Annotated in this window: 17 protein-coding genes; 10 read left to right on the top strand and 7 right to left on the bottom strand. The window is 35.0% G+C overall.

The genetic code is table 11. From position 1 onward, the window contains the following. Positions 1 to 78 precede the first annotated feature (78 nt). The 3 genes from ACFX5D_RS03650 (at position 79) to ACFX5D_RS03640 (ending at position 2,606) form a co-directional block, all read left to right on the top strand. On the top strand, positions 79 to 447 hold the full coding sequence (locus tag ACFX5D_RS03650) for a hypothetical protein (RefSeq protein WP_379856900.1): 369 nt from the start codon (positions 79 to 81) through the stop codon (positions 445 to 447). 100 nt (positions 448 to 547) lie between these two features. Next, the gene (gene bioB / locus ACFX5D_RS03645; protein WP_379856899.1) at positions 548 to 1,633 is read left to right on the top strand and encodes a biotin synthase BioB; all 1,086 of its coding nucleotides are present in this window, start codon (positions 548 to 550) and stop codon (positions 1,631 to 1,633) included. A gap of 103 nt (positions 1,634 to 1,736) precedes the next feature. Then, positions 1,737 to 2,606 (top strand): cupin-like domain-containing protein, encoded by an 870-nt coding sequence (locus ACFX5D_RS03640; protein WP_379856898.1) that lies wholly within the window; start codon positions 1,737 to 1,739, stop codon positions 2,604 to 2,606. An 83-nt stretch (positions 2,607 to 2,689) separates the two neighbouring features. Here the strand turns inward: ACFX5D_RS03640 and ACFX5D_RS03635 are convergent, their stop codons facing one another. After that, positions 2,690 to 6,112, bottom strand: coding sequence for a T9SS sorting signal type C domain-containing protein (locus ACFX5D_RS03635; RefSeq protein WP_379856897.1), 3,423 nt, complete (start codon positions 6,110 to 6,112; stop codon positions 2,690 to 2,692). A 1,017-nt stretch (positions 6,113 to 7,129) separates the two neighbouring features. Between ACFX5D_RS03635 and ACFX5D_RS03630 the strand changes: the two genes are divergently transcribed. Next, positions 7,130 to 7,609: a regulatory protein RecX gene (locus tag ACFX5D_RS03630; protein WP_379856896.1), complete on the top strand. Its 480-nt coding sequence runs from the start codon at positions 7,130 to 7,132 to the stop codon at positions 7,607 to 7,609. A gap of 15 nt (positions 7,610 to 7,624) precedes the next feature. On the opposite strand, the gene ACFX5D_RS03625 is transcribed toward ACFX5D_RS03630, so the two are convergent. The 4 genes from ACFX5D_RS03625 to ACFX5D_RS03610 form a co-directional block, all read right to left on the bottom strand. Beyond that, positions 7,625 to 8,779, bottom strand: a complete 1,155-nt coding sequence (locus ACFX5D_RS03625) for a beta-ketoacyl synthase N-terminal-like domain-containing protein (RefSeq protein WP_379856895.1) — start codon at positions 8,777 to 8,779, stop codon at positions 7,625 to 7,627. 99 nt (positions 8,780 to 8,878) lie between these two features. After that, entirely contained in the window at positions 8,879 to 10,150 is a 1,272-nt protein-coding gene (gene bioA, locus ACFX5D_RS03620) for an adenosylmethionine--8-amino-7-oxononanoate transaminase (protein WP_379856894.1), read from the bottom strand. Positions 10,151 to 10,198: 48 nt separating this feature from the next. Then, entirely contained in the window at positions 10,199 to 10,816 is a 618-nt protein-coding gene (gene bioD, locus ACFX5D_RS03615; protein ID WP_379856893.1) for a dethiobiotin synthase, read from the bottom strand. Between the two features lie 52 nt (positions 10,817 to 10,868). After that, positions 10,869 to 12,008, bottom strand: coding sequence for an aminotransferase class I/II-fold pyridoxal phosphate-dependent enzyme (locus ACFX5D_RS03610; RefSeq protein WP_379856892.1), 1,140 nt, complete (start codon positions 12,006 to 12,008; stop codon positions 10,869 to 10,871). A 296-nt stretch (positions 12,009 to 12,304) separates the two neighbouring features. Between ACFX5D_RS03610 and ACFX5D_RS03605 the strand changes: the two genes are divergently transcribed. From ACFX5D_RS03605 to ACFX5D_RS03580, 6 genes are all read left to right on the top strand, one after another. Next, positions 12,305 to 12,844 carry a hypothetical protein gene (locus tag ACFX5D_RS03605; protein WP_379856891.1) on the top strand — a complete coding sequence of 180 codons (540 nt, stop codon included), beginning with the start codon at positions 12,305 to 12,307 and terminating at the stop codon, positions 12,842 to 12,844. A 453-nt stretch (positions 12,845 to 13,297) separates the two neighbouring features. Then, positions 13,298 to 14,503, top strand: a complete 1,206-nt coding sequence (locus tag ACFX5D_RS03600) for a hypothetical protein (protein ID WP_379856890.1) — start codon at positions 13,298 to 13,300, stop codon at positions 14,501 to 14,503. 58 nt (positions 14,504 to 14,561) lie between these two features. Next, the gene (locus tag ACFX5D_RS03595; RefSeq protein WP_379856889.1) at positions 14,562 to 15,485 is read left to right on the top strand and encodes a hypothetical protein; all 924 of its coding nucleotides are present in this window, start codon (positions 14,562 to 14,564) and stop codon (positions 15,483 to 15,485) included. Further along, positions 15,475 to 17,031: a vanadium-dependent haloperoxidase gene (locus tag ACFX5D_RS03590; protein WP_379856888.1), complete on the top strand. Its 1,557-nt coding sequence runs from the start codon at positions 15,475 to 15,477 to the stop codon at positions 17,029 to 17,031. Before ACFX5D_RS03595 ends, ACFX5D_RS03590 begins: the two co-directional genes overlap by 11 nt. A 181-nt stretch (positions 17,032 to 17,212) precedes the next feature. Next, positions 17,213 to 17,668 carry a DoxX family membrane protein gene (locus ACFX5D_RS03585; protein WP_379856887.1) on the top strand — a complete coding sequence of 152 codons (456 nt, stop codon included), beginning with the start codon at positions 17,213 to 17,215 and terminating at the stop codon, positions 17,666 to 17,668. A gap of 107 nt (positions 17,669 to 17,775) precedes the next feature. Beyond that, positions 17,776 to 18,066, top strand: a complete 291-nt coding sequence (locus ACFX5D_RS03580) for a hypothetical protein (RefSeq protein ID WP_379856886.1) — start codon at positions 17,776 to 17,778, stop codon at positions 18,064 to 18,066. Positions 18,067 to 18,366: 300 nt separating this feature from the next. On the opposite strand, the gene ACFX5D_RS03575 is transcribed toward ACFX5D_RS03580, so the two are convergent. After that, a complete protein-coding gene (locus ACFX5D_RS03575; protein ID WP_379856885.1) occupies positions 18,367 to 18,648 on the bottom strand; it encodes a FoF1 ATP synthase subunit delta/epsilon in 282 nt (93 codons plus the stop codon). Between the two features lie 80 nt (positions 18,649 to 18,728). Next, positions 18,729 to 20,240 (bottom strand): F0F1 ATP synthase subunit beta, encoded by a 1,512-nt coding sequence (gene atpD / locus ACFX5D_RS03570; RefSeq protein WP_379856884.1) that lies wholly within the window; start codon positions 20,238 to 20,240, stop codon positions 18,729 to 18,731. Positions 20,241 to 20,334: the final 94 nt, after the last annotated feature.

Genomic DNA, 20,334 nt, shown 5'->3' with positions numbered 1-20,334 from the left:
AAATTAGTCCATGAGATTACCAAAAGAAATATTAAACGGAAGTATTATTTTTATCGGAATTGGAATCTTTTTTTATTAATGAATGTTTTTGGTCTTGCTGATTTGTTTTATTTACGTTTATTGAATGTAATCTTTATTTTTTATGGTGTCAACAGAACGATCGAAATGAACATTTCTCAAGGCAAAAAAGAATTTGTCTTCAATGTTGTATCGGCAATGGCAACATCGCTTATTGGTGTGTTTTTAAGCATCGTAGCATTAGTAATATACAGCTACTCAAAAGGAGGTGATGCTTACGTCCAATCCTTATCTAAAACTTTTTTATTTGGTGGAAATCCATCAGTAACCACCTACTCCATTTGTCTGCTTTTTGAAGGAATGGCATCATCTGTAATTGTTACAATGTTATTGATGTTGTACTGGAACAACCGGCTTTCAATAGATTAACTATCACTTTTAAAATTGTTTCCACCAAGCTTTTTAAAAAGTATTAAATTGCTTCTTTAGAACAATTTGATTACTTTTGGAACATCAAAAAATTGTATCAATGAGCATCACAAAACACAACTGGACAAAAGACGAGATTATCGCAATATATAATAAACCTATGATGGATTTGCTTTTTGAAGCAGCGTCAATACATAGAGAACATCACGATCCAAACGTAGTTCAAGTATCCACTTTATTATCCATAAAAACAGGAGGATGTCCTGAAGATTGTGGTTATTGCCCACAAGCAGCGCGATACCACACTGACGTTGCAGGTAACGACTTAATGTCCGTTAGTCAAGTAAAAGCCCAAGCTTTACGAGCAAAATCAAATGGCTCATCACGTGTATGTATGGGAGCAGCCTGGAGAAACGTAAAAGATGGTCCAGAATTTGACCAAGTTCTTGAGATGGTCCGCACGATTAATAAACTAGACATGGAAGTGTGTTGTACACTTGGAATGATCACTGAAAACCAAGCACATCGTTTAGCCGAAGCAGGTTTATATGCTTACAACCATAATTTAGACACTTCAGAAGAATATTACAAAGAAGTAATTTCGACCCGTGGATTTGAAGACCGCTTGCAAACCATCGAAAATGTTCGTAAAACTAACGTCACCGTTTGTAGTGGCGGTATCATTGGAATGGGAGAAAGTATTGCAGACAGAGCTGGAATGCTAGTGGCTCTATCTACCTTGAACCCGCAGCCAGAATCAGTCCCAATAAACGCCTTGGTTGCTGTTGAAGGAACCCCAATGGAAGAAGAAAAACCGGTGGAAATATGGGAAATGATACGAATGGTAGCAACCACGAGAATTATCATGCCGGAAACACAAGTGCGTTTGTCAGCAGGAAGAATGAATATGAGTCGTGAAGGTCAAGCTATGTGTTTCTTTGCAGGTGCTAATTCAATATTTGCTGGGGACAAATTATTGACGACCCCAAATCCCGATGTGAACGAAGACATGAAAATGTTTGAAATGTTGGGTCTAAATCCGCAAAAAGCATTTACTAAAGTTTCTCAACCTCAAACTGTTGAGGCAGCTGATTCCCAGTTTATTCCATTAGGTGAAAAACCAAAATGGTCACGACCAGGACATACAATCGAGAGAAATATTGAAGCATCCAAAAAGGAAAGTTAATGTAAAATAGTATCACAGATATTTCATTTACATTTGTATAAAGCTTTTATTAATTTTGCTCCTAGTTTACACTAGGAGTTTTTTTTAATTTAAATATTTTAGTATGCCATTACAACTGACTGAAATTGAACGTGTAAAAACTATTTCAAAAGAAGATTTTTTCGCCAATTTTGTAAAAAAGCAAAAACCTGTTGTGGTAGAGCAGCTAACATCTGATTGGCCGGCCTATAAAAAATGGAACCTCAACTATATCAAATCGATTGCAGGTGAAAGCGTAGTTCCTTTGTATGATAACAGACCTGTTTCCCACAAAGATGGTTTTAATGAGGCCCATGCCAAAATGAAGATGGCAGATTACATTGATTTATTACAATCAAAGCCTACCAATTACAGAATATTCCTTTATGATTTAATGAAGGAACTACCCATTCTTCACAAGGATTTTCAATGGCCCCATTTGGGATTACGTTTAATAAAACAATTACCGATGCTTTTTTTTGGAGGTAAAAAGTCCAAAGTATTCATGCACTTTGATATTGATTATTCGAACATACTCCATTTTCAATTTGATGGTCAAAAACAATGTATTTTATTTGATCCCAATCAGACACTTTTTTTATATAAAATTCCTCATTCATTAATCTGTAGAGAAGATATTGATTTTGACAATCCTGATTTTAATAAATGGCCTGCTTTAAAACAAGCAAAAGGATATATTTGCACCCTGAATCATGGCGAAATGTTGTATATGCCAGAAGGATATTGGCATTATATGAAATATCTCGAACCTGGTTTTTCGATGAGTTTACGGGCTTTTCCACGAAAAATTTCCAGCCTATCAAAAGCTGTTTACAATCTAATGATTATGCGACATTTTGATAATTTGATGCGTAAACTAAAAGGACAGAAATGGATCGATTATAAAAATAAAGAAGCCATAATTCGTACCCACAAAAAATTAAATATTAAGTAGAAGGTAAACTACAAAGTTCGTCAAGGTACCCGTTTTATATCTACATACATTTTTTTAGTTTGACTTTTTAATATTCACACATCTCAATTTACAATTTTCTTAGTTACTGTTTTACCATTTTGTAATACAATTTTAACAAGCACTATTTGATGATTTATTGCTAAATTAGTTATTACTGATTCATTGCTGTTCACATTATTTTTTTGATATATTGAATTGCCTAACAAGTCGAAGACCTGAACTTTGTTTATGATTTCGTCAGAAGAATTAATTTTTATATGTTTATTTTTATTAGAAACTACAACTGAACTGTTTAATCTCTCAACACTATAGGTTCCTAAAGATTTGTTGGTATTAATATTATTATATCGCAATACAAAACGGTCGTTGAAAGTACCTGCTTCTGTAGAAAAATTATATGCTCCCTGTTTCAAGTTTTGAACGATAGTGGCACTCTTGTCTTCGATAAAAATATCCTGTGACGCTAATAATCCATCTACTTCATCGATAGTTATTGAAAAAGCACCTTTTATGGTAGAACTATAACCCAAAGGTACCTCATCATTTTCATCAAAAGGCAAAGCCCTGCCTTGTATCGTTAAATTTTTATCTTCATTGACACTATAAAAATCAACAAAATCATTTCCATCAAAACTCTCCCCATCAAAACTATTGTCATATTCATTGGTGGCATTTGTGACATAACCAACTAACATTTGTTTGAAAGCACCTTGTGTATTGGTTAGATTAAGCCAAATACGGTGTTTTTCAATTGCATTTGTAATTTTTTCATTTTTAGTTATCTTGAAAAACTGCGAATTATTACCTGTTATGCTTCCTACACCTACTCTCATCGTATTGTTAAACACAATTTGGTTACTCGTTGGAGAAAGTTGGGTTCCGGCAAAAAATGCTTGCCCCGATGCAATTTTACCCGAAGGTTTAAGACCTAAATCTACTCCTGCAACAGAATGGTTAGAATCACTTAAAGCTGATGTTCCAACACCTCCGGTAAGATTATAAGCCGCATAATCATCCGAAGTGTACGCATAAGTCCCAGAACCTGCAGAACCATTAGTAATATTAGTAGCCAATTGAATTGCCGTATTGTGTGTCCAGAAATAAAGAGTTCCATCAAGAACAGAGCTGTTATCCGTTAAAAACTTATATGCATCCAAGGCGGACGGATATGGATTTCCTATAAGATACAGCTTATCTGCACTAATGCCGGTAAGAGAAAAAGCTCCGTTATTAGGAACACCCACAAAAACAGCTGGAAAAGCGGCAGCAGTAACTGGATCATAATTCTGGGGCCCACGGACGATATAACCCATCCCTTTTGACATAACAGTTGTTGCTGATTCTGGTTTCCAATTATCTGCAGCAGCATCAAAAGAATAGAACAAACTCGTATTAGGGGAAACACCACCTAAGGTATATCCAACAACTGGAGAAGACCAATAGGTATAATCAAACTTACGAATTGGAGTAGTGATTCGTTTATACGTTATATTTCCTGTATTAACTACATCATTAATTTGTACTAAACTTGAGTTATTTTCGAAAGTTAAAGAGCCTCCAGAAACTGTAAGTTCATTGGTTAATGACAAGGTATGACCTGAATTGATAACAACTGCTCCTGAATTTATCTGACAAGAACAACCCGAAATATCTCCAGTAGATAGATAATTCCCATTTAAAATCATTTTATCAATGCTTTTAGGAGCACTAGGTGACCATGCACTTCCATTCCACGTAGTTACAACTGTTCCAGCTATAACACAATTCATAGCGGAGGAAATACATCCGCCTATATTTTTTATGATTACGTTGTATGTTCCAGCGACTAAACCTATTTTAACATTACTGGCTTGGTAAGTAGCACCATTGTCAAAACTATAGGTGTCGTTTGCACTCTGAACAGTCACACTTATTCCACCTGTAGGAGTTGAACAGGTTGGTTGTGCAATCAAGGTTGCGGGAGTTAACAGTAAAGGTAGAAAAGTCAATGCTCTAGTTCGTGAATCACTACTTACATTACAATCCGCTCCTGATGAACGAAATGTAATATAAACACGATATTCTGCAGATTCATTAGGCGTACCGTTAATTATATTTAACGTTGCTGTGCTTGTCCCTGAATAATGAGTACCATCCACAACGTCATTCCATACGCCAGAAGTAACGGATTTCTTCCATTTGTATGAAACTACATTTGATGGATCCATTATAGTTACTGTATAAAAATGATTTGAGCCATAGCACAGGGTTACAGTTGTACCAGAAGTAATGTCTGTTATTAAATTAACTGACAGTGTCGCAAGGCTCGAACTAACATCACAAGTCCCATTAGAAACAACAACCTGAAATTGTGTGCCATTAGGGAATTGGGCACTTCCGATATTTGCAATACTAATTGTACTTGTCTCTGGATTACTTACGTTAGATGTTCCCACAGTAATAGTAGTAAAACTAGCATCAGCCAGTTTTTTATACTTCCAAGAATAAGTCAATCCGGTACCAGCTGCAACCACACTAAAATTAACGCTGCGCTTCTCACAATCCAATTGATTTATTGGCTGCGTTGTAATTGATGGAGAAGTACGAACTGTCAGGAAACCATAATTCCCTTTTTCAGTACAACCTCCTGCCGTAATTTTAGCTCTAAACTTATAATTATTCATTCCTGCAGTAATGTTGTTAACACCAAGATTTGCAGTATTCACACCAGAATAAAATGCGTTATTTGACAAATCACTCCAACCTGAACCCATATTAACCTCCCACTGATAAGAAGGTGAACTTCCGGATGTTGACACCGTAAATATTGCAGTAGCACCAATACAGGCCGAAACATTAGTTGTGCCTGTTATAGTAAAAGAACAATTACTTCCGTAAATAACTTCATTCATTAAACTTATTAAAGTAGGGTCTGTAGGTATTGTTCCAGCTGGCTTCTCAGTTGCATCTCCTGTAACTGTGACTGTAGCATTAGGATTAACAGGATAAACAATTCCAGTACCACTACCACCAATAACACCCGATACATTTCCACCAACTATTATATTTCCATTATTTTGCAAAATTGTACTGGCAGTAATCAAATTACCTCCTATTACAACAGTACTTTTCCAAAAATTAGCAGTACCCTGATTTATAAAATCCCCATAAACTTTGATTATCGCACTGTCACTATTCCCTGTACCAGAATTAAATTGTGCTCCACTGTCAATATTGACATTTCCGTAAACCGTTAATGTTATTCCATTATTTACTGTTAATACTCCTGTTCCTATAATAACCAAATTATTCGCAGAGGCATTTGCAGTAACGGTCACAGTTTTTCCTGATGGAATTATCACATCATCTGTTAATGTCGGAACACCATTTGGAGTCCAATTAGCAGCAACATTCCAATTTCCAGAGGTCGAATTATACGTTTTTTGTGCAAAAACAACAGTAGGAAGCAAGACAATAAGAATATTAAATAGTAGTTTTTTAATCATGCTATTAATGTTTTTTTTATAATTAAATTACTTTTAATTTTTTTTTCAAAAAGAAAAAACTTACAATAAAATTTAAAATAATAAAAACAATTTCAAAAAACACAATAAAATCGACAACAAGCATATTTATCTGTTAAACAACTATTTTATAAAACATTAAGTTATTTAAAATTTAAATAACTACATTATTTTGCAAATCGGAACCTAATAAGAATTGTCAACTTAGACTTCATTAGTTCATAATTTTGTGGGTAAAATTGTTGCATTTTGTAATGTAATTTTAATTTAATAAAGCTTGCTGATTTGTTACCAAACTAGATACAACGAAATCAGCATCATAAATATTTTCTTTTTAATATATTGATTTTCCCAATAAATAATAAATCTGAACTATATAGATTCTCTCACCTGAGGAATTAATTGCTATTTGTTTATTTTTATTTGAAATCATGACTACATTTTCAGATTTCTCAAAACTCGTAGTTCCCAAAGTTTTATTTGTATAACGTAGTACAAAATGGTCATTAATAATCCCGGCTTCAGTGGTAAAATCACTAGACAATTGATTTAAATCTTGGATAATATTCAACAACTTGTCTTCAATAAATATATTTTGGGTGGCAAAAAAACCATTTTTTCGATTTATAACGATTGTAAAAGTTCCTTTAATCGTAGTTTTTTATCCTACCAGTACCTTCTCTGTTTCTTCAAATGGCAAAGATCTTACTTGTGAAGAGTTGTTTTATTTTCATAATAGTATAGATTTGGGGAAATCATTTATATATTTTACTTTAAGCAAATAAAAAATAAATTCAACACCCAATAGAATCGACAACCTGTATCGATATCTATTAAACTACTGATTTTAACTTATTTAAAGAACTATTTTTCAAATAAAACCAAGTCGTTATCTATGTAAAACTAAAAAACCATTTAGGATGATTCTAATTTGTTTTCAAAATGCTATCTTTTTAAATCAATATTAAATTCTTAAATTCACGAATTTAAAACGAACATATGAATCCAGTTTTTTCCCTAAAAGAGGCTATAAATAAAATCGAGCATTTTTGCGCCTATCAAGAACGCTGTCATGAGGCAGTGGTGCAAAAATTGAGAAGTATAAAAATGGATTCGGACGAAATTGACTCCATAATGGTACATCTTATAAGTGCTAATTTTCTTAATGAAGAACGTTTTGCATGCAGTTTTGCCAGAGGAAAACACAGAATCAAAAATTGGGGGAAAATCAGAATTGTAAACGAATTAAAGTCAAAAAAAATAATACAAACCCTAATCAATATTGCACTAAAGGAAATCTCCCCTGAGGAATATGCAATAACTTTTCACACGTTGGCAGAACGCCACTGGCAATCCATACGAGAAACCAATCTGATGAAGAAAAGAAAGAAATTCTGTGATTATATGCTTCGCAAAGGATTTGAAAGCAATTTAGTTTTTGAAAAAGTCAAAGAGTTGGAGAAATCAAAGGAAGACTAAAAAAGGCCAGCTAAACTACAAACTCAAAAGTACGCTTACCGCGTTTCCACCAAAACCTACCGCATTAATCAATACTTTTCTAATCGGTTTTGTTTGTAATTGTGCTTCCGCAAAAGGAACTCCGACGAACCTATTGTGTTGCATCATCATAACAGCCAGTTCCAAACTCAAAATCCCCGATGCACCAAAAGTGTGCCCGATTTTCCATTTGTTGGTAGTCAATAAAGGAAGTGTTTCACCAAAGATTTTCTCAATAGCTCTGTATTCAGTCAAATCGCCTTTTATCGTTCCTGGTGCGTGCATGACGATCACATCAACTTGCGATAAATCCGTATTTTGCATAGCCATTTTCATTGATTTCTGGAAACAAGTCGCTTCCGCTGAGATGGAAATATTATGCTCCAAAATTTCGGTGGCATAACCAATTCCTTCAATGTAAGCCAAGGCATTTTCTTTTTTCCCAATTTCGAGACAACAAACTCCGGCACCTTCACCAAGAATCATAGTGCTTTGTTTTTTTTCTAAATCAAGCGCACGATTTGGATAATCTTCTTTACTATTGGAATAGATTTTCAACGCCCGCATTTGCGCAATTGTAAAATCTGTCAATGGTGCTTCACTCCCACCAACTAGAAATTTATCAGCCATTCCGGATCGAAGCCAAGCCACACCGTTTAGCATAGCATGCAAAGCCGTAGAACAAGTAATGGAGTGCGAAATTTCAGGACCTGAACTTTGCAAATCATGGCTGACCCATGAGGAAACATTACCTAAAGTTGTTGTAGGAGAAGCAAGTGTATGCGCTTTCCCCGTTTCTAAATATTCTTGATAATGCTTTTCGAATAAATCAGTGGCACCGCGAGAAGAACCAATGTTGATTCCGAATACATCATTCTGAGTCCAACCTGCATTTTCTATCGCTTTCCTTGAAGCCGCCATAGCATACAAAACAGATTTATCTAACGATTTATATTTGTTATCTGATTCTCTTAAGTCGGCAATAACTTGTTCAGAATTAGCATCTAAAGCCGCAACATAGGTTTTTTTATTGTCTAAATGATGTTCCGTAAAACAATGATTTTGATTAAGATAATTTTGCCAAATCACTTCTGGAGTATTCCCTAACGGTGAAATAGAAGCAATGGCGGTTATGGAGATTGTTTGAGACAAAATGCTGTTGTTATTTAAAGGCAAAGGTCGCGAAGTTTTTTTGAAATTTACGGGATTTAAAAATTTATACTTTCAAAACATACCTTTATTGTTAAAAATTTATACTATTTCTAAAGCCTTTTCGACCACTTGATACACTTTTTGTAATTGCTCATCAGTAATGATATATGGAGGTAAAATGTAAACTATGTTCCCAACAGGGCGTAGAATTATACCGTTTTCAATAAAAAAATCATATAGTTTATTGCGCAATGTTCCGTAATAACTGGTGGCACTTTCGGTTTTTATTTCTAAAGCAAAAATGACTCCCAGTACTCTTGTAGTAGATACTTTTGGATGGTTTTTTATACGTACCTGAAAGTCCAAATGATTTTGATTTACCCGAGCAATATTAACTTGCATCTCATCGGTTTGCAACAAATCTATACTTGCCAAAGCCGCCGCACAACCCGTAGGATTTGCCGTAAATGTATGCCCGTGAAATAATGCTTTATTAATATCATCATCATAAAAAGCCGCAAAGATTTCTTGGGTAAAAGTGGTTATCGCCATAGGAATTGTTCCTCCGGTCAACGCTTTTGACAAGCACATCATGTCTGGTTTTTCTATTTGATAATCCGTTGCAAAAGTTTTACCCGTTTTTCCAAAACCGGTCATCACTTCATCAGCAATCGTCAGCACTTTATTTCCCTGACAAATTCGGATTAATTGGTCCAACGATTCTGGCTCATACATCACCATTCCTGCTGCTCCCTGAACCAGTGGTTCATAAATAAAACCAGCGCAGTTATTATCTTTTATTACTTTGTTCAGTGCATCATAACTTTCCTGTTCTTTTCCTTCTAAAGGTACCGGGATCCGAACCACATCAATGAACATTCCTTGAAAAGCCTGAGTATAAAATGAAATTCCGCTAGCCGCCATTGCTGCAAATGTATCACCATGAAAAGCATTTTCGAAAGCAATTATAGTAGTTCTCTTTTCTCCTTTATTGAAAAAATATTGCAATGCAACTTTGATAGCCACTTCAACAGCCGTAGAGCCATTATCTGAAAAGAAAACTTTTTGCTGATTTTTAGGCAAAATTTCAATCAACTTCTCTGCAACCAAAATAGCTGGCTCATGAGTAAATCCGCCAAAAAGAACGTGTTCTAATGTTGTGAGTTGCTTGTAAATCGCATCGGCAATGAATTTATTCGAATGACCGTAAGGATTCACCCACCAGGAAGCGATTGCATCTATATATTCTTTGTTATTCTCGTCCCACAGTAAAGCCCCTTCCCCTTTTTTAATGGCAATCGGTAATGCTGCAGTTTTGTGTTGTGTATAAGGATGCCAAAGATACTGGCTGTCTCTTTCTGTTAAAGTCATTTGAATTTTTGATTTTTGATTAACGATTTCAGATTTCAAAATTAGAAGTTACAACTCCAATAAATTTTCTCGGAACAAATCAGCATATTCTTTTATTATATTTTGGTCGAAATACGGTTCCTGCTCTATTCTTCCAATGCATTTTACTCCAGTTTTACTCAATATTATTGTCTCGGTAGCTTTATTTTCTTCGCCTGAGAAGAGTATTCCAGAAATAGTAATTTTTCGGTTTTGCAACGCTTCAATAGTCAGCAAAGTATGATTGATACTTCCTAAATAATGTCTGGAGACAACAATCACTTTATAATCGGGCTGAATCAAATCAATAACGCAATCATTTGAATTTAATGGAACAAAAACACCTCCAGCACCTTCGATTACTAAATGATTTTTAGTGACAGGTTCTACAATTTTCTTCAAATCAATAGTAACGCTGTCCAATTCAGCGGCAAAATGTGGACTTGCCGGCGTATGTAAAGCATAACTATTGGGATGAATTACCGTCTTTTTATTAGACAAAAACAATTTGACTTTATGACTGTCAGAGTTTTCTAAATCACCTGCTTGTATGGGCTTCCAATAATCAGCTTCTAAAGCCTCTGTTATAATTGCCGAAGCAATGGTCTTACCGACATCGGTAGATATTCCTGTGATGAATAGTTTCATTTAATATAATTTTACCCTTTCTGCGTTTTGAACGCTGACAGGTTCTTTTGAACTAAAATACAAAAGTACTCAACAATCGTAATACTTCGGAGATTTCTTCTTTTGAATTAAAGCTGTGCAAACAAAATCGCAATCGCTCCTGCCCTTCTGGAACGGTAGGCGACAGTATGGCTTTGACATCGAAACCTTTTTCCTGTAATTGATTGGCTATGGATTTTACCCTTTCGTTTCCCGGTATAAGAGCCGATTGAATGGCTGATTTGCTTCGAACAAATAATTGTTTTAATCCTAATACGTTCTTCTCTTGGTTGAAATGAATGATATTTCCTCGAAGCAATTCTATATTTTGTTTTTCTTTTTCTAAATAGTGGTAACACATTAAAATCGTAACAACCGAATGTGGCGAAAGTCCCGTCGTATAAATAAAACTTCGGGAAAAATTTACTAAATAATCCCTCAATTCCGAAGATCCTAAAATAGCGGCGCCATGACATCCCAAACCTTTCCCAAAAGTCATAATTCGAGCAAAAATCTGATCTTGTAAATTTAGCATTTGCACCAATCCCTCCCCTTTTGAACCAAAAACGCCCAAAGCATGCGCTTCATCAATAACTAAATAGCAATTATATTTCTCCGATACTTGTACTAATTCCTCAAGATTAGGTGTATCGCCGTCCATTGAAAAAACGGATTCCGTAACGATATAAATGACTGCATTTTGATTTCGAAGAATTAATCGTTCTAAATCCTCAAAATCATTATGATTAAATTTATAAGCTTTAGCATTCGACAATTGAATTCCGTCCCGAATAGAAGCATGACACAATTCATCATATAAAATCAAATCCCCTTTTTGCGGAAGCGAACTGAAAAAACCAACATTAGCATCATACCCTGAATTAAAAATCAAAGCCGATTCCGATTTATGAAACTGTGCTATGAAGTTTTCGGTTTCTGGATACCGTTTATGATTTCCGGATAATAATCTGGAACCTGTCGCTCCGTTTTGAATGCTATTATTATCCACTAAATACTGATGCGTTTCATGAAAAACAGTTTCAGATTTTGACAATCCGAGGTAATCATTAGAAGTAAAATCAATTGTGTTACCACTAGAAGGTAATTCTCTTAATGATTTATTCTGTTTTCTGATTGCAAGTCTGGCGGATAGATTTTCTGGAAGCTGTCTCATATAGTGCAAAAATAAGCATCTTTTTCGGTTTATAAATTTGAATCAGTAGTGTTTGTCACGTTATAAAAATACGCTCTTATCTCGTATCTTTATAATGCTGAAAAAACAGTATAATACTGTTATTAAAATACAATTCTTTAATAATTAACGTTTGAATAAATAGGAATCAAAATAAAATTGATAAATTTTTACGAAAACGGTTTCGATTTTACGTTATGTTAAATTTATGTTAAAAAATACAAATTTTTTCAATTTTGGCTGTTTTGATATTAAATAGTTTTCTACTTTCGGCAAATATGAAACGAATTGCGTCACTTTTCTTACTAGCAACATTGTTTTACAATGTCTTAGGATACTATACGATGTTTGCCTACCAAAAAGAGCAGACATGGGTGTCTAGTATGGAAAAAATTCCAAGTTCTGAGTTTCAAGTAATACGATTAAATGCTTCTGTTTATTCATTTATTGAAGACACTGATTTTGAATATGTAAATGAAAATGTAATAATTAAAAATAAAAGTTACCATATCTTTAAAAAAAGAATTCAAAATAATATAATTAGCTTATACTACTTACGTAATTCTTATGGCGATGTAATCGGTAAAGATTTAAACGAAATTGTTGACAATCAATTATTCAACAGTACCCCTTCAAAAGAATCACCGGCAAAAAAAATTCTCAAAACTTCTTTGCCGGATTATATACCAAACAATACTATTTGTATCGATTTTTCGGCTAAAACTGGTTCTAATTCTCGTGAACCAATTATTAACCCAAATAAAGAGTTAGATTCCGGATACCTTTCCTTGTCGTACACACCGCCGGACGTCACTTAACATCTCTTATTGTTTAAGCGAAATAATTCGCATCCATGAGGTATATGCAAATTTATGATCATTCGTGATTATTTATCAGTCAAGACGCACTCTTATTCTAAAAAACTTATTGCTATTTTTCAACTTTGAGGAAACATAAAATTTTATTTTGAGTTTCTAATCCCTATTTTTAGGGGAGGAAAAATAAATATTTTTTACTATTTTTTAGAAATATAGTTATCATTTCTGAATGACGACTTCGATCAATTTGCATAAAAATTTAGAATTCAAAAAGATCTTTGAATCCTCCATTTGCCTTGTACGCCCATGATTAAATTTTGGCAAAAGCCATTAAATCATCTTGTTTTCTTAACAATAAAACCAAAAAAAATTTTTATTTTTTGTATACAAACCTTTCCAATAATGAACAAAGTTGCTATTACAATGCAATTTACTTACTAAACAAACCAAATTTTGAAAACTTTATCCTTTTTATCTTCCTCCTTTACTTTTGTTACAATTCTTTTCATCGCCATGCATTCAGAAAACATAGTTGCTCAAGGCTGTGTCGCAGTACGCCAAATGGGAGGTCAAACCATGAACTCTTCCAACTCTTATAATTTAGACCAAGGGGAATTTCAGGTAGGAGCAAATTATCGTTATTTTCATTCCTGGAGACACTTTGTAGGAAAAGAAGAGCAACCACAGCGCCAAACTACGGGTGGTGGTTTTGATGAAAACGGAAAAGAACGTGGTAATGCCGTTAATATCTACTCTCACGCAGTAGACTTAAATATTTCTTACGGATTAACTGACCGTATACAGTTGAATGCAACATTACCTTATGTAAACAACGAGCGTTCCCAAGTATTAAAACAAACAGCACCAGTAAAAAATACTTTCCGATATAGTGTTTACGCGCAAGGAATTGCTGACGCTCGATTGAGTCTTAACTACTGGGTCTTTGATCCTAAAACAGCGAAAAAAGGAAACCTTATGGTAGGTTTAGGAGTAAAACTGAATACAGGAAGTCATGACAAAAAAGATGATGCGCCACAAGCGGATGGAACCACTAAAAGCGTTGTAATGGACCAAGCTATTCAACCTGGTGACGGAGGAGTTGGTTATTCAATAGAACTTCAAGCATTCCGACAACTAACAGGACGACTTTATGGTTTTGCAAATGGATATTATTTATTTAACCCAAGACAGTCAAACGGCACCTTTAAATCAGCACCAAAAGCAGGATTGGAAGGATATGAAATTTACGCTAGTCCTGATCAATATTTTGGTCGTGCAGGATTTATGGCTGTCGTGGACAAAAAAGAAAACTTCACCGTATCCCTTGCTGGAAGATTTGAAGGAATTCCTGCTTACGATGCCTTTGGTAGTCAAGTAGCTTATCGTCGCCCTGGCTATGTAATTGCTGTTGAATATGGTTTTTCGTATCGAATAGGAAATCATGGCTTGAGTTTATACATTCCTTACAATGTTGTTAAAAACCGAATTCAAAGTGCAGCAGATATCGCTAGTCAAGATTTACAAAATTCTGTAATTACAGATCCGACAAAATACGTACACGTCCAAGGTGACGCCGCATTTGCAGATTATTCAATTAATGTAGGCTATTCTTATCGCTTCAATTTAAATAAAAAAATGAAAGTGACTATGAAGCATTAAATAAAAAATAATACTTAAAGATCACTTGTTACATTCTATAATTAAACCATTTTATTAAATGAAAAATTTTTACTTGAGTTGCTTACTGTTGGCACCTTTATTTATACTTGCGCAAACCGAGATTGATGGTATTATGATGAGCAAAAATAATTTTTGCTTTGGGGCGGTTTACCATTACAGCAGTTGGAATGAGTACTGGGAGGGAACCTTCAAAAGAGAGAACTTAAACCTGGGAACAGTATCAACCAAATCCGCTGCCATCATGGGAAACTACGGTATTTCAGATAAATTAAATATTCTTTTTAGCGTTCCTTATGTAGAAACAAAAGCTTCTGCTGGTACCATGGGCGGACAAAAAGGATTGCAGGATTTATCTTTAACGATAAAATATATGCCCGTAGAAAAAACAATTGGAAAGGCTACGTATTCCTTATATGCTTTGGGAAGTTTTGCGACACCGACATCCAATTACTCCGCTGATTATTTACCGTTAAGTATTGGCTTACAAAGTAAAACAGCAGCTTTACGATTGATGGGGGATTTTCAGCTTGGAAACTTCTTCTCAACCTTATCTGGCGCGTATGTAAAAAGAGCCAACATAACCATCGATAGAAACGCCTATCTCACTGACGAAATTCATTATACAAATAAAGTCGATATGCCAGATGCTATTTCAGTAAATTTTAGAGCGGGTTTTCGATCTAGTAGATTGATCGCAGAATTCATTATAGACAATTGGGTAACGCAATCCGGAGGATTTGACATTACAAAAAACAACATGCCTTTTCCGAGCAATACAATGAATGCCCTAAAATATGGTATTAATTCTAAATATACATTAAAAAAAATACCCGCCTTATCTCTTGTAGGAGGTTTTAACTATATAGTTCAGGGGAAAAACGTTGGAAAATCTGACACCTTTTATGGTGGTTTATTTTATGTGGTTAATATTAAAAAAACAAGCGAACAAGATGAAAACTAAAATACAAAAAATAGCCTCTTCCACTCTTCTTACTTTATTTCTTGTCTGTACGTATTCTTGTAGTGATGATATTGCAGAACGAAACGCGCAATTTCATGCCTTGAACCCAACAAATACTGACGATTTGGCTGGCACTTGGAAAACATTTTTATTGACAACTCCAAACGAATTCGCACTAGATATTCCCATTGCAGCAAATACGTCGGCATTCACAAGAGAAATTAATGAAATAAAAAGTTACCAGGTCAACATATCGGAAGATCAAAAAAGAATAATAAAATATTGGAGTGCTGGCGGTGTATTGCGCTGGAATGAAATCATGCGAACATTAGTGGCCAGACACAACCGCCCTCCTTATCAAAATGAAGATGGTACTTACCCAGCACCTTCGGCAGCTAATCCATTTGCAAATCCACAATTTCCATTTTCAAATCCGCCTTATGCTGCCAGAGCGTATGCCTATGTCAGTGCAGCGCAATATGATGCTATGGTTGCCACTTGGTATTATAAAAAATTATACAACAGAGCAGCACCTTTTACCGTGGATGCCACTTTACAAGTTTTAATCCCAAAAAGTCCTATGCCTTCCTATCCATCTGAAGATGGTGTATTATCTGGAGTTACAGTTGAATTATTAAAATTATTATTCCCAACTGAAATCGCCTACATAGAGGGAAAAGCGGAAGAACAAAAACTCTATCGCATTATTAGCGGTGCCAATGTTCGAAGTGATCTAGATGCTGGGATCATTTTAGGAAGAAAAATTGCAGCCAAATTTATTGCACGAGCGAGTACTGATGGCGCTGGAGTTGCCATTGGAAACCAGGCTCTTTGGACTCAATTGGAAACACAAACAGCGGATGCCGGCGAAACACCTTGGAAGTCTTTGGATTTACCGGCAAGACCACCAATGTTGCCGTTATTTGGCAAAGTAAAGTCGTTCTTAATGACTCCTGAAATGGTTGTAGCCAACCGCCCCGTACCACCACCATCTACAAAATCAGAACAATTTGCCAAAGAACTGGCTGAAGTAAAAAGCTATGAAAAGAATGCAACTAGAAAAAACATGGAAATTGTTACTTTTTGGGCTGACGGTGTTGGAACTTACACACCACCTGGACACTGGAATGCTATTGCAGCTGAATCATTTGTAGAACAAGATTATAGTGAAGTGCGTTGGGCTAGAAATATGGCATTATTAAATATTGCCATGATGGATGCTGCCATTAGCTGTTGGGACGCAAAATACACTTACTTTAACCCACGACCATCCCAAATGGACCCTTCTATAAAAACATTGACAGGAACCCCTAATTTTCCTTCCTATGTGTCTGGGCACTCAACATTTAGCGGCGCTGCATGTGCAGTTTTATCGCATATCATTCCTGCAAAAGCAAAAAGTTTTATAAATATGGCAAAAGAAGCATCAGATTCTCGAATGTTCGGCTGTATTCATTACAGAAGTGACTGCGAAAAAGGACTTGAATTAGGCGAAAAAGTAGGTGGTTTTGCCATTGCAAGAGCTGCTGTTGATGGCGCAGAATAATTCAAATAATTAAGTAGATACTTTGTTTTAATATTTCAGTTTATCAATTACAGCTTCGCAGACGTTGGAAATCTGTTAGACCTTCTATCTATTAGCCATTGAACATATCAATATAATAACCGCTTTTTCTAATCTTGCAAAACACAAAGCGAACGCTACTACCACCTTCAAAAATTCCATTATGAAACCAACATTCAACTTCCTATATTTTAAATTTAGTAAAAAAATGGAAAAAGAAAGTATCAATGTAATGCGAATTTCGCTCGCAATAGTTTACATCTGGTTTGGTGCTTTGAAAATTTTTGGGATGAGTCCTGCAGGTGAATTGGTAGAGCAAACCGTTTATTGGTTTCGACCAGAAATATTTATCCCCATTCTTGGAATCTGTGAAGTATTTATTGGACTTGGCTTGCTAATAAAAAAATTCATCCCTTACACAATTCTGCTGTTATTACTTCATATGACAGTTACACTTTTTCCGATTTTTATTTTAAAAACAATTTGTTTCGACTCCTTTCCATTATGTCCAACTTTAATAGGACAGTACATTATAAAAAATATAGTTTTGATTTCAGGAGCACTTGTAGTTTCCGGAAAATACAATGAAAAATATTATACAGAAATGAATTTGAAATAAAGTGAAGAATAAAATCTAAATTCATTTCGGATAATCAAAGATTCTTAGATTTTAGTACTACCTAGACAGCAAAATGCTGTTAATTCAACCGTGATCGATAAAATCAAATGGCACTTATACTTTATAAAAGAGCATCAACTCTAGACGAACTGGAACAAATTAGAGAACTTCAACTAAACAATAGCAGCCAAAATATAAGTTCTGAAGAAAAACTAAAAGAGGGATTTGTAACGGTACAACATACCGCAGCTTTTTTAGAACAAATGAATACCGCTTGCGCGCATATTATTGCAAAGGAAGGGAAAAAAGTTGTGGGTTTTACATTGGTGATGCTCTCCAATTTTAGAAATGAAATTCAAGTTCTAATTCCAATGTTTGAAAGAATAGACGCTTTATGACCACCTAACAAGTCGGATATTGTAATGGGCCAAGTTTGTGTCGATAAAAACTATAGAAAACAATGAATATTTCGCGGATTATATGATTTTTACAGAACCAAGCTTCAACATGAATTCGATTTTTTAATTACAGAAGTTGCAGCAATAAATCAACGCTCTATGAATGCACACGAATCCATTGGTTTCAAAACAATAGACACTTATGAAGAAGATGGTATTAATTGGAATATTATGCTTAAGAATTGGAAATAAAAAAACCTCACAAATTGCGAGGTTTTAATTTTATAAATAGAAATTATTTTAGTCTGCTAAAACAATAACTTTGTTGTCTTTCATTTCAATTGTTCCTGAAACAATAGCAAGCGTGTAATTTTGATCATCTATTTTAGTAAACTTACTCACTACATCTTTAGTAAAATGGAAGCTTGAAGCTGCAATTTTAACAACTCCTTTCCCTAATATAGAAACAATAGGAGCGTGATGATTCAATATTTGAAAACTTCCGTCAATTCCTGGCAATGTAACCGAAGTTACTTCTCCCGAAAATAATTTTGCTTCTGGTGATACTATTTCTAATAACATATTTCTTTTTAGTTTAAAGTTTAAAGTTTAAAAGTTTAAAGTTACGAGTGAACCTTAAACTTTAAACTTTTAAACTAATTTTAAGCTTCCGCTAACATTTTTTCTCCTGCTTCGATAGCTTCTTCAATAGTACCTTTAAGGTTAAAAGCGGATTCTGGCAAGTGATCTAATTCACCGTCAATAATCATATTAAATCCTTTGATAGTATCTTTGATATCAACTAAAACCCCTTTTAATCCTGTAAATTGCTCAGCAACGTGGAAAGGTTGAGATAAGAAACGTTGCACACGACGCGCTCTTGAAACGGCTAATTTATCCTCTTCTGATAATTCTTCCATACCAAGGATCGCGATGATATCTTGTAATTGTTTGTATTTTTGTAAAATTTCCTTTACTCTCTGAGCACAGTCATAATGCTCATCCCCTAAAATTTGAGGAGTAAGAATTCTTGAAGTTGAATCCAATGGATCAACCGCAGGATAAATACCTAACTCAGCAATTTTACGAGATAATACAGTAGTAGCATCAAGGTGAGCAAAAGTTGTAGCCGGAGCTGGATCTGTTAAATCATCCGCAGGAACGTAAACCGCTTGTACAGATGTAATAGAACCTTTGTTTGTTGATGTAATACGCTCTTGCATCGCACCCATTTCAGTAGCCAATGTTGGTTGGTACCCTACCGCAGATGGCATACGACCTAAAAGTGCTGAAACCTCAGAACCTGCTTGTGTAAAACGGAAAATATTGTCAACGAAAAACAAAACGTCTTTCCCTTGATCAGTACCTGCTCCATCACGGAAATATTCAGCGATAGATAATCCAGAAAGTGCTACACGAGCACGAGCTCCTGGCGGCTCATTCATTTGACCGAAAACGAAAGTAGCTTTAGACTCTCTCATTCCTATCATATCTACTTTAGATAAATCCCATCCTCCATTTTCCATAGAGTGCATGAATTCATCCCCGTATTTTATAATTCCTGACTCTAACATCTCACGAAGTAAGTCATTTCCTTCACGTGTTCTTTCTCCTACTCCTGCGAATACGGAAAGTCCACCGTGACCTTTTGCAATATTATTAATCAACTCCTGAATCAATACTGTTTTACCAACACCTGCACCACCAAACAATCCAATTTTACCCCCTTTTGAGTAAGGCTCAATTAAATCAATTACTTTAATACCTGTGAACAAAACCTCAGAAGAGGTCGATAAATCTTCAAATTTAGGTGCTTGTCTGTGAATAGACATTCCGTTTTCACCTGTTTTTGGCAAGTTTCCTAAACCATCAATGGCATCTCCAATTACGTTGAACAAACGACCGTAAACATCGGCGCCGATTGGCATTTGGATAGGATTTCCTGTTCCAACTACTTCATAACCCCTACTCAAACCATCTGTTGAGTCCATCGAAATGGTACGAACTGTGTTTTCACCAATGTGAGATTGCACTTCAAGTACTAATAAAGTACCATCTTTTTTTGTGATTTCTAATGAATCATAAATTTTTGGAAGTTCAACATCCTTACCGTTGAAAACAACGTCAACTACTGGGCCAATGATCTGGGCAACTTTTCCTATTACTTTAGACATTACTTATGTATTTATTAAATAGCTATTTAGGTTTATGAAACAGAACCAATCGAAACTTATCGATTAGACACTTTTTTCAGTGCGCAAAGATAAT

It is taken from the genome of Flavobacterium fructosi (assembly GCF_042787335.1).
Taxonomy (GTDB): domain Bacteria; phylum Bacteroidota; class Bacteroidia; order Flavobacteriales; family Flavobacteriaceae; genus Flavobacterium; species Flavobacterium fructosi.
This window is presented reverse-complemented; position numbering and strand designations above follow the sequence as displayed.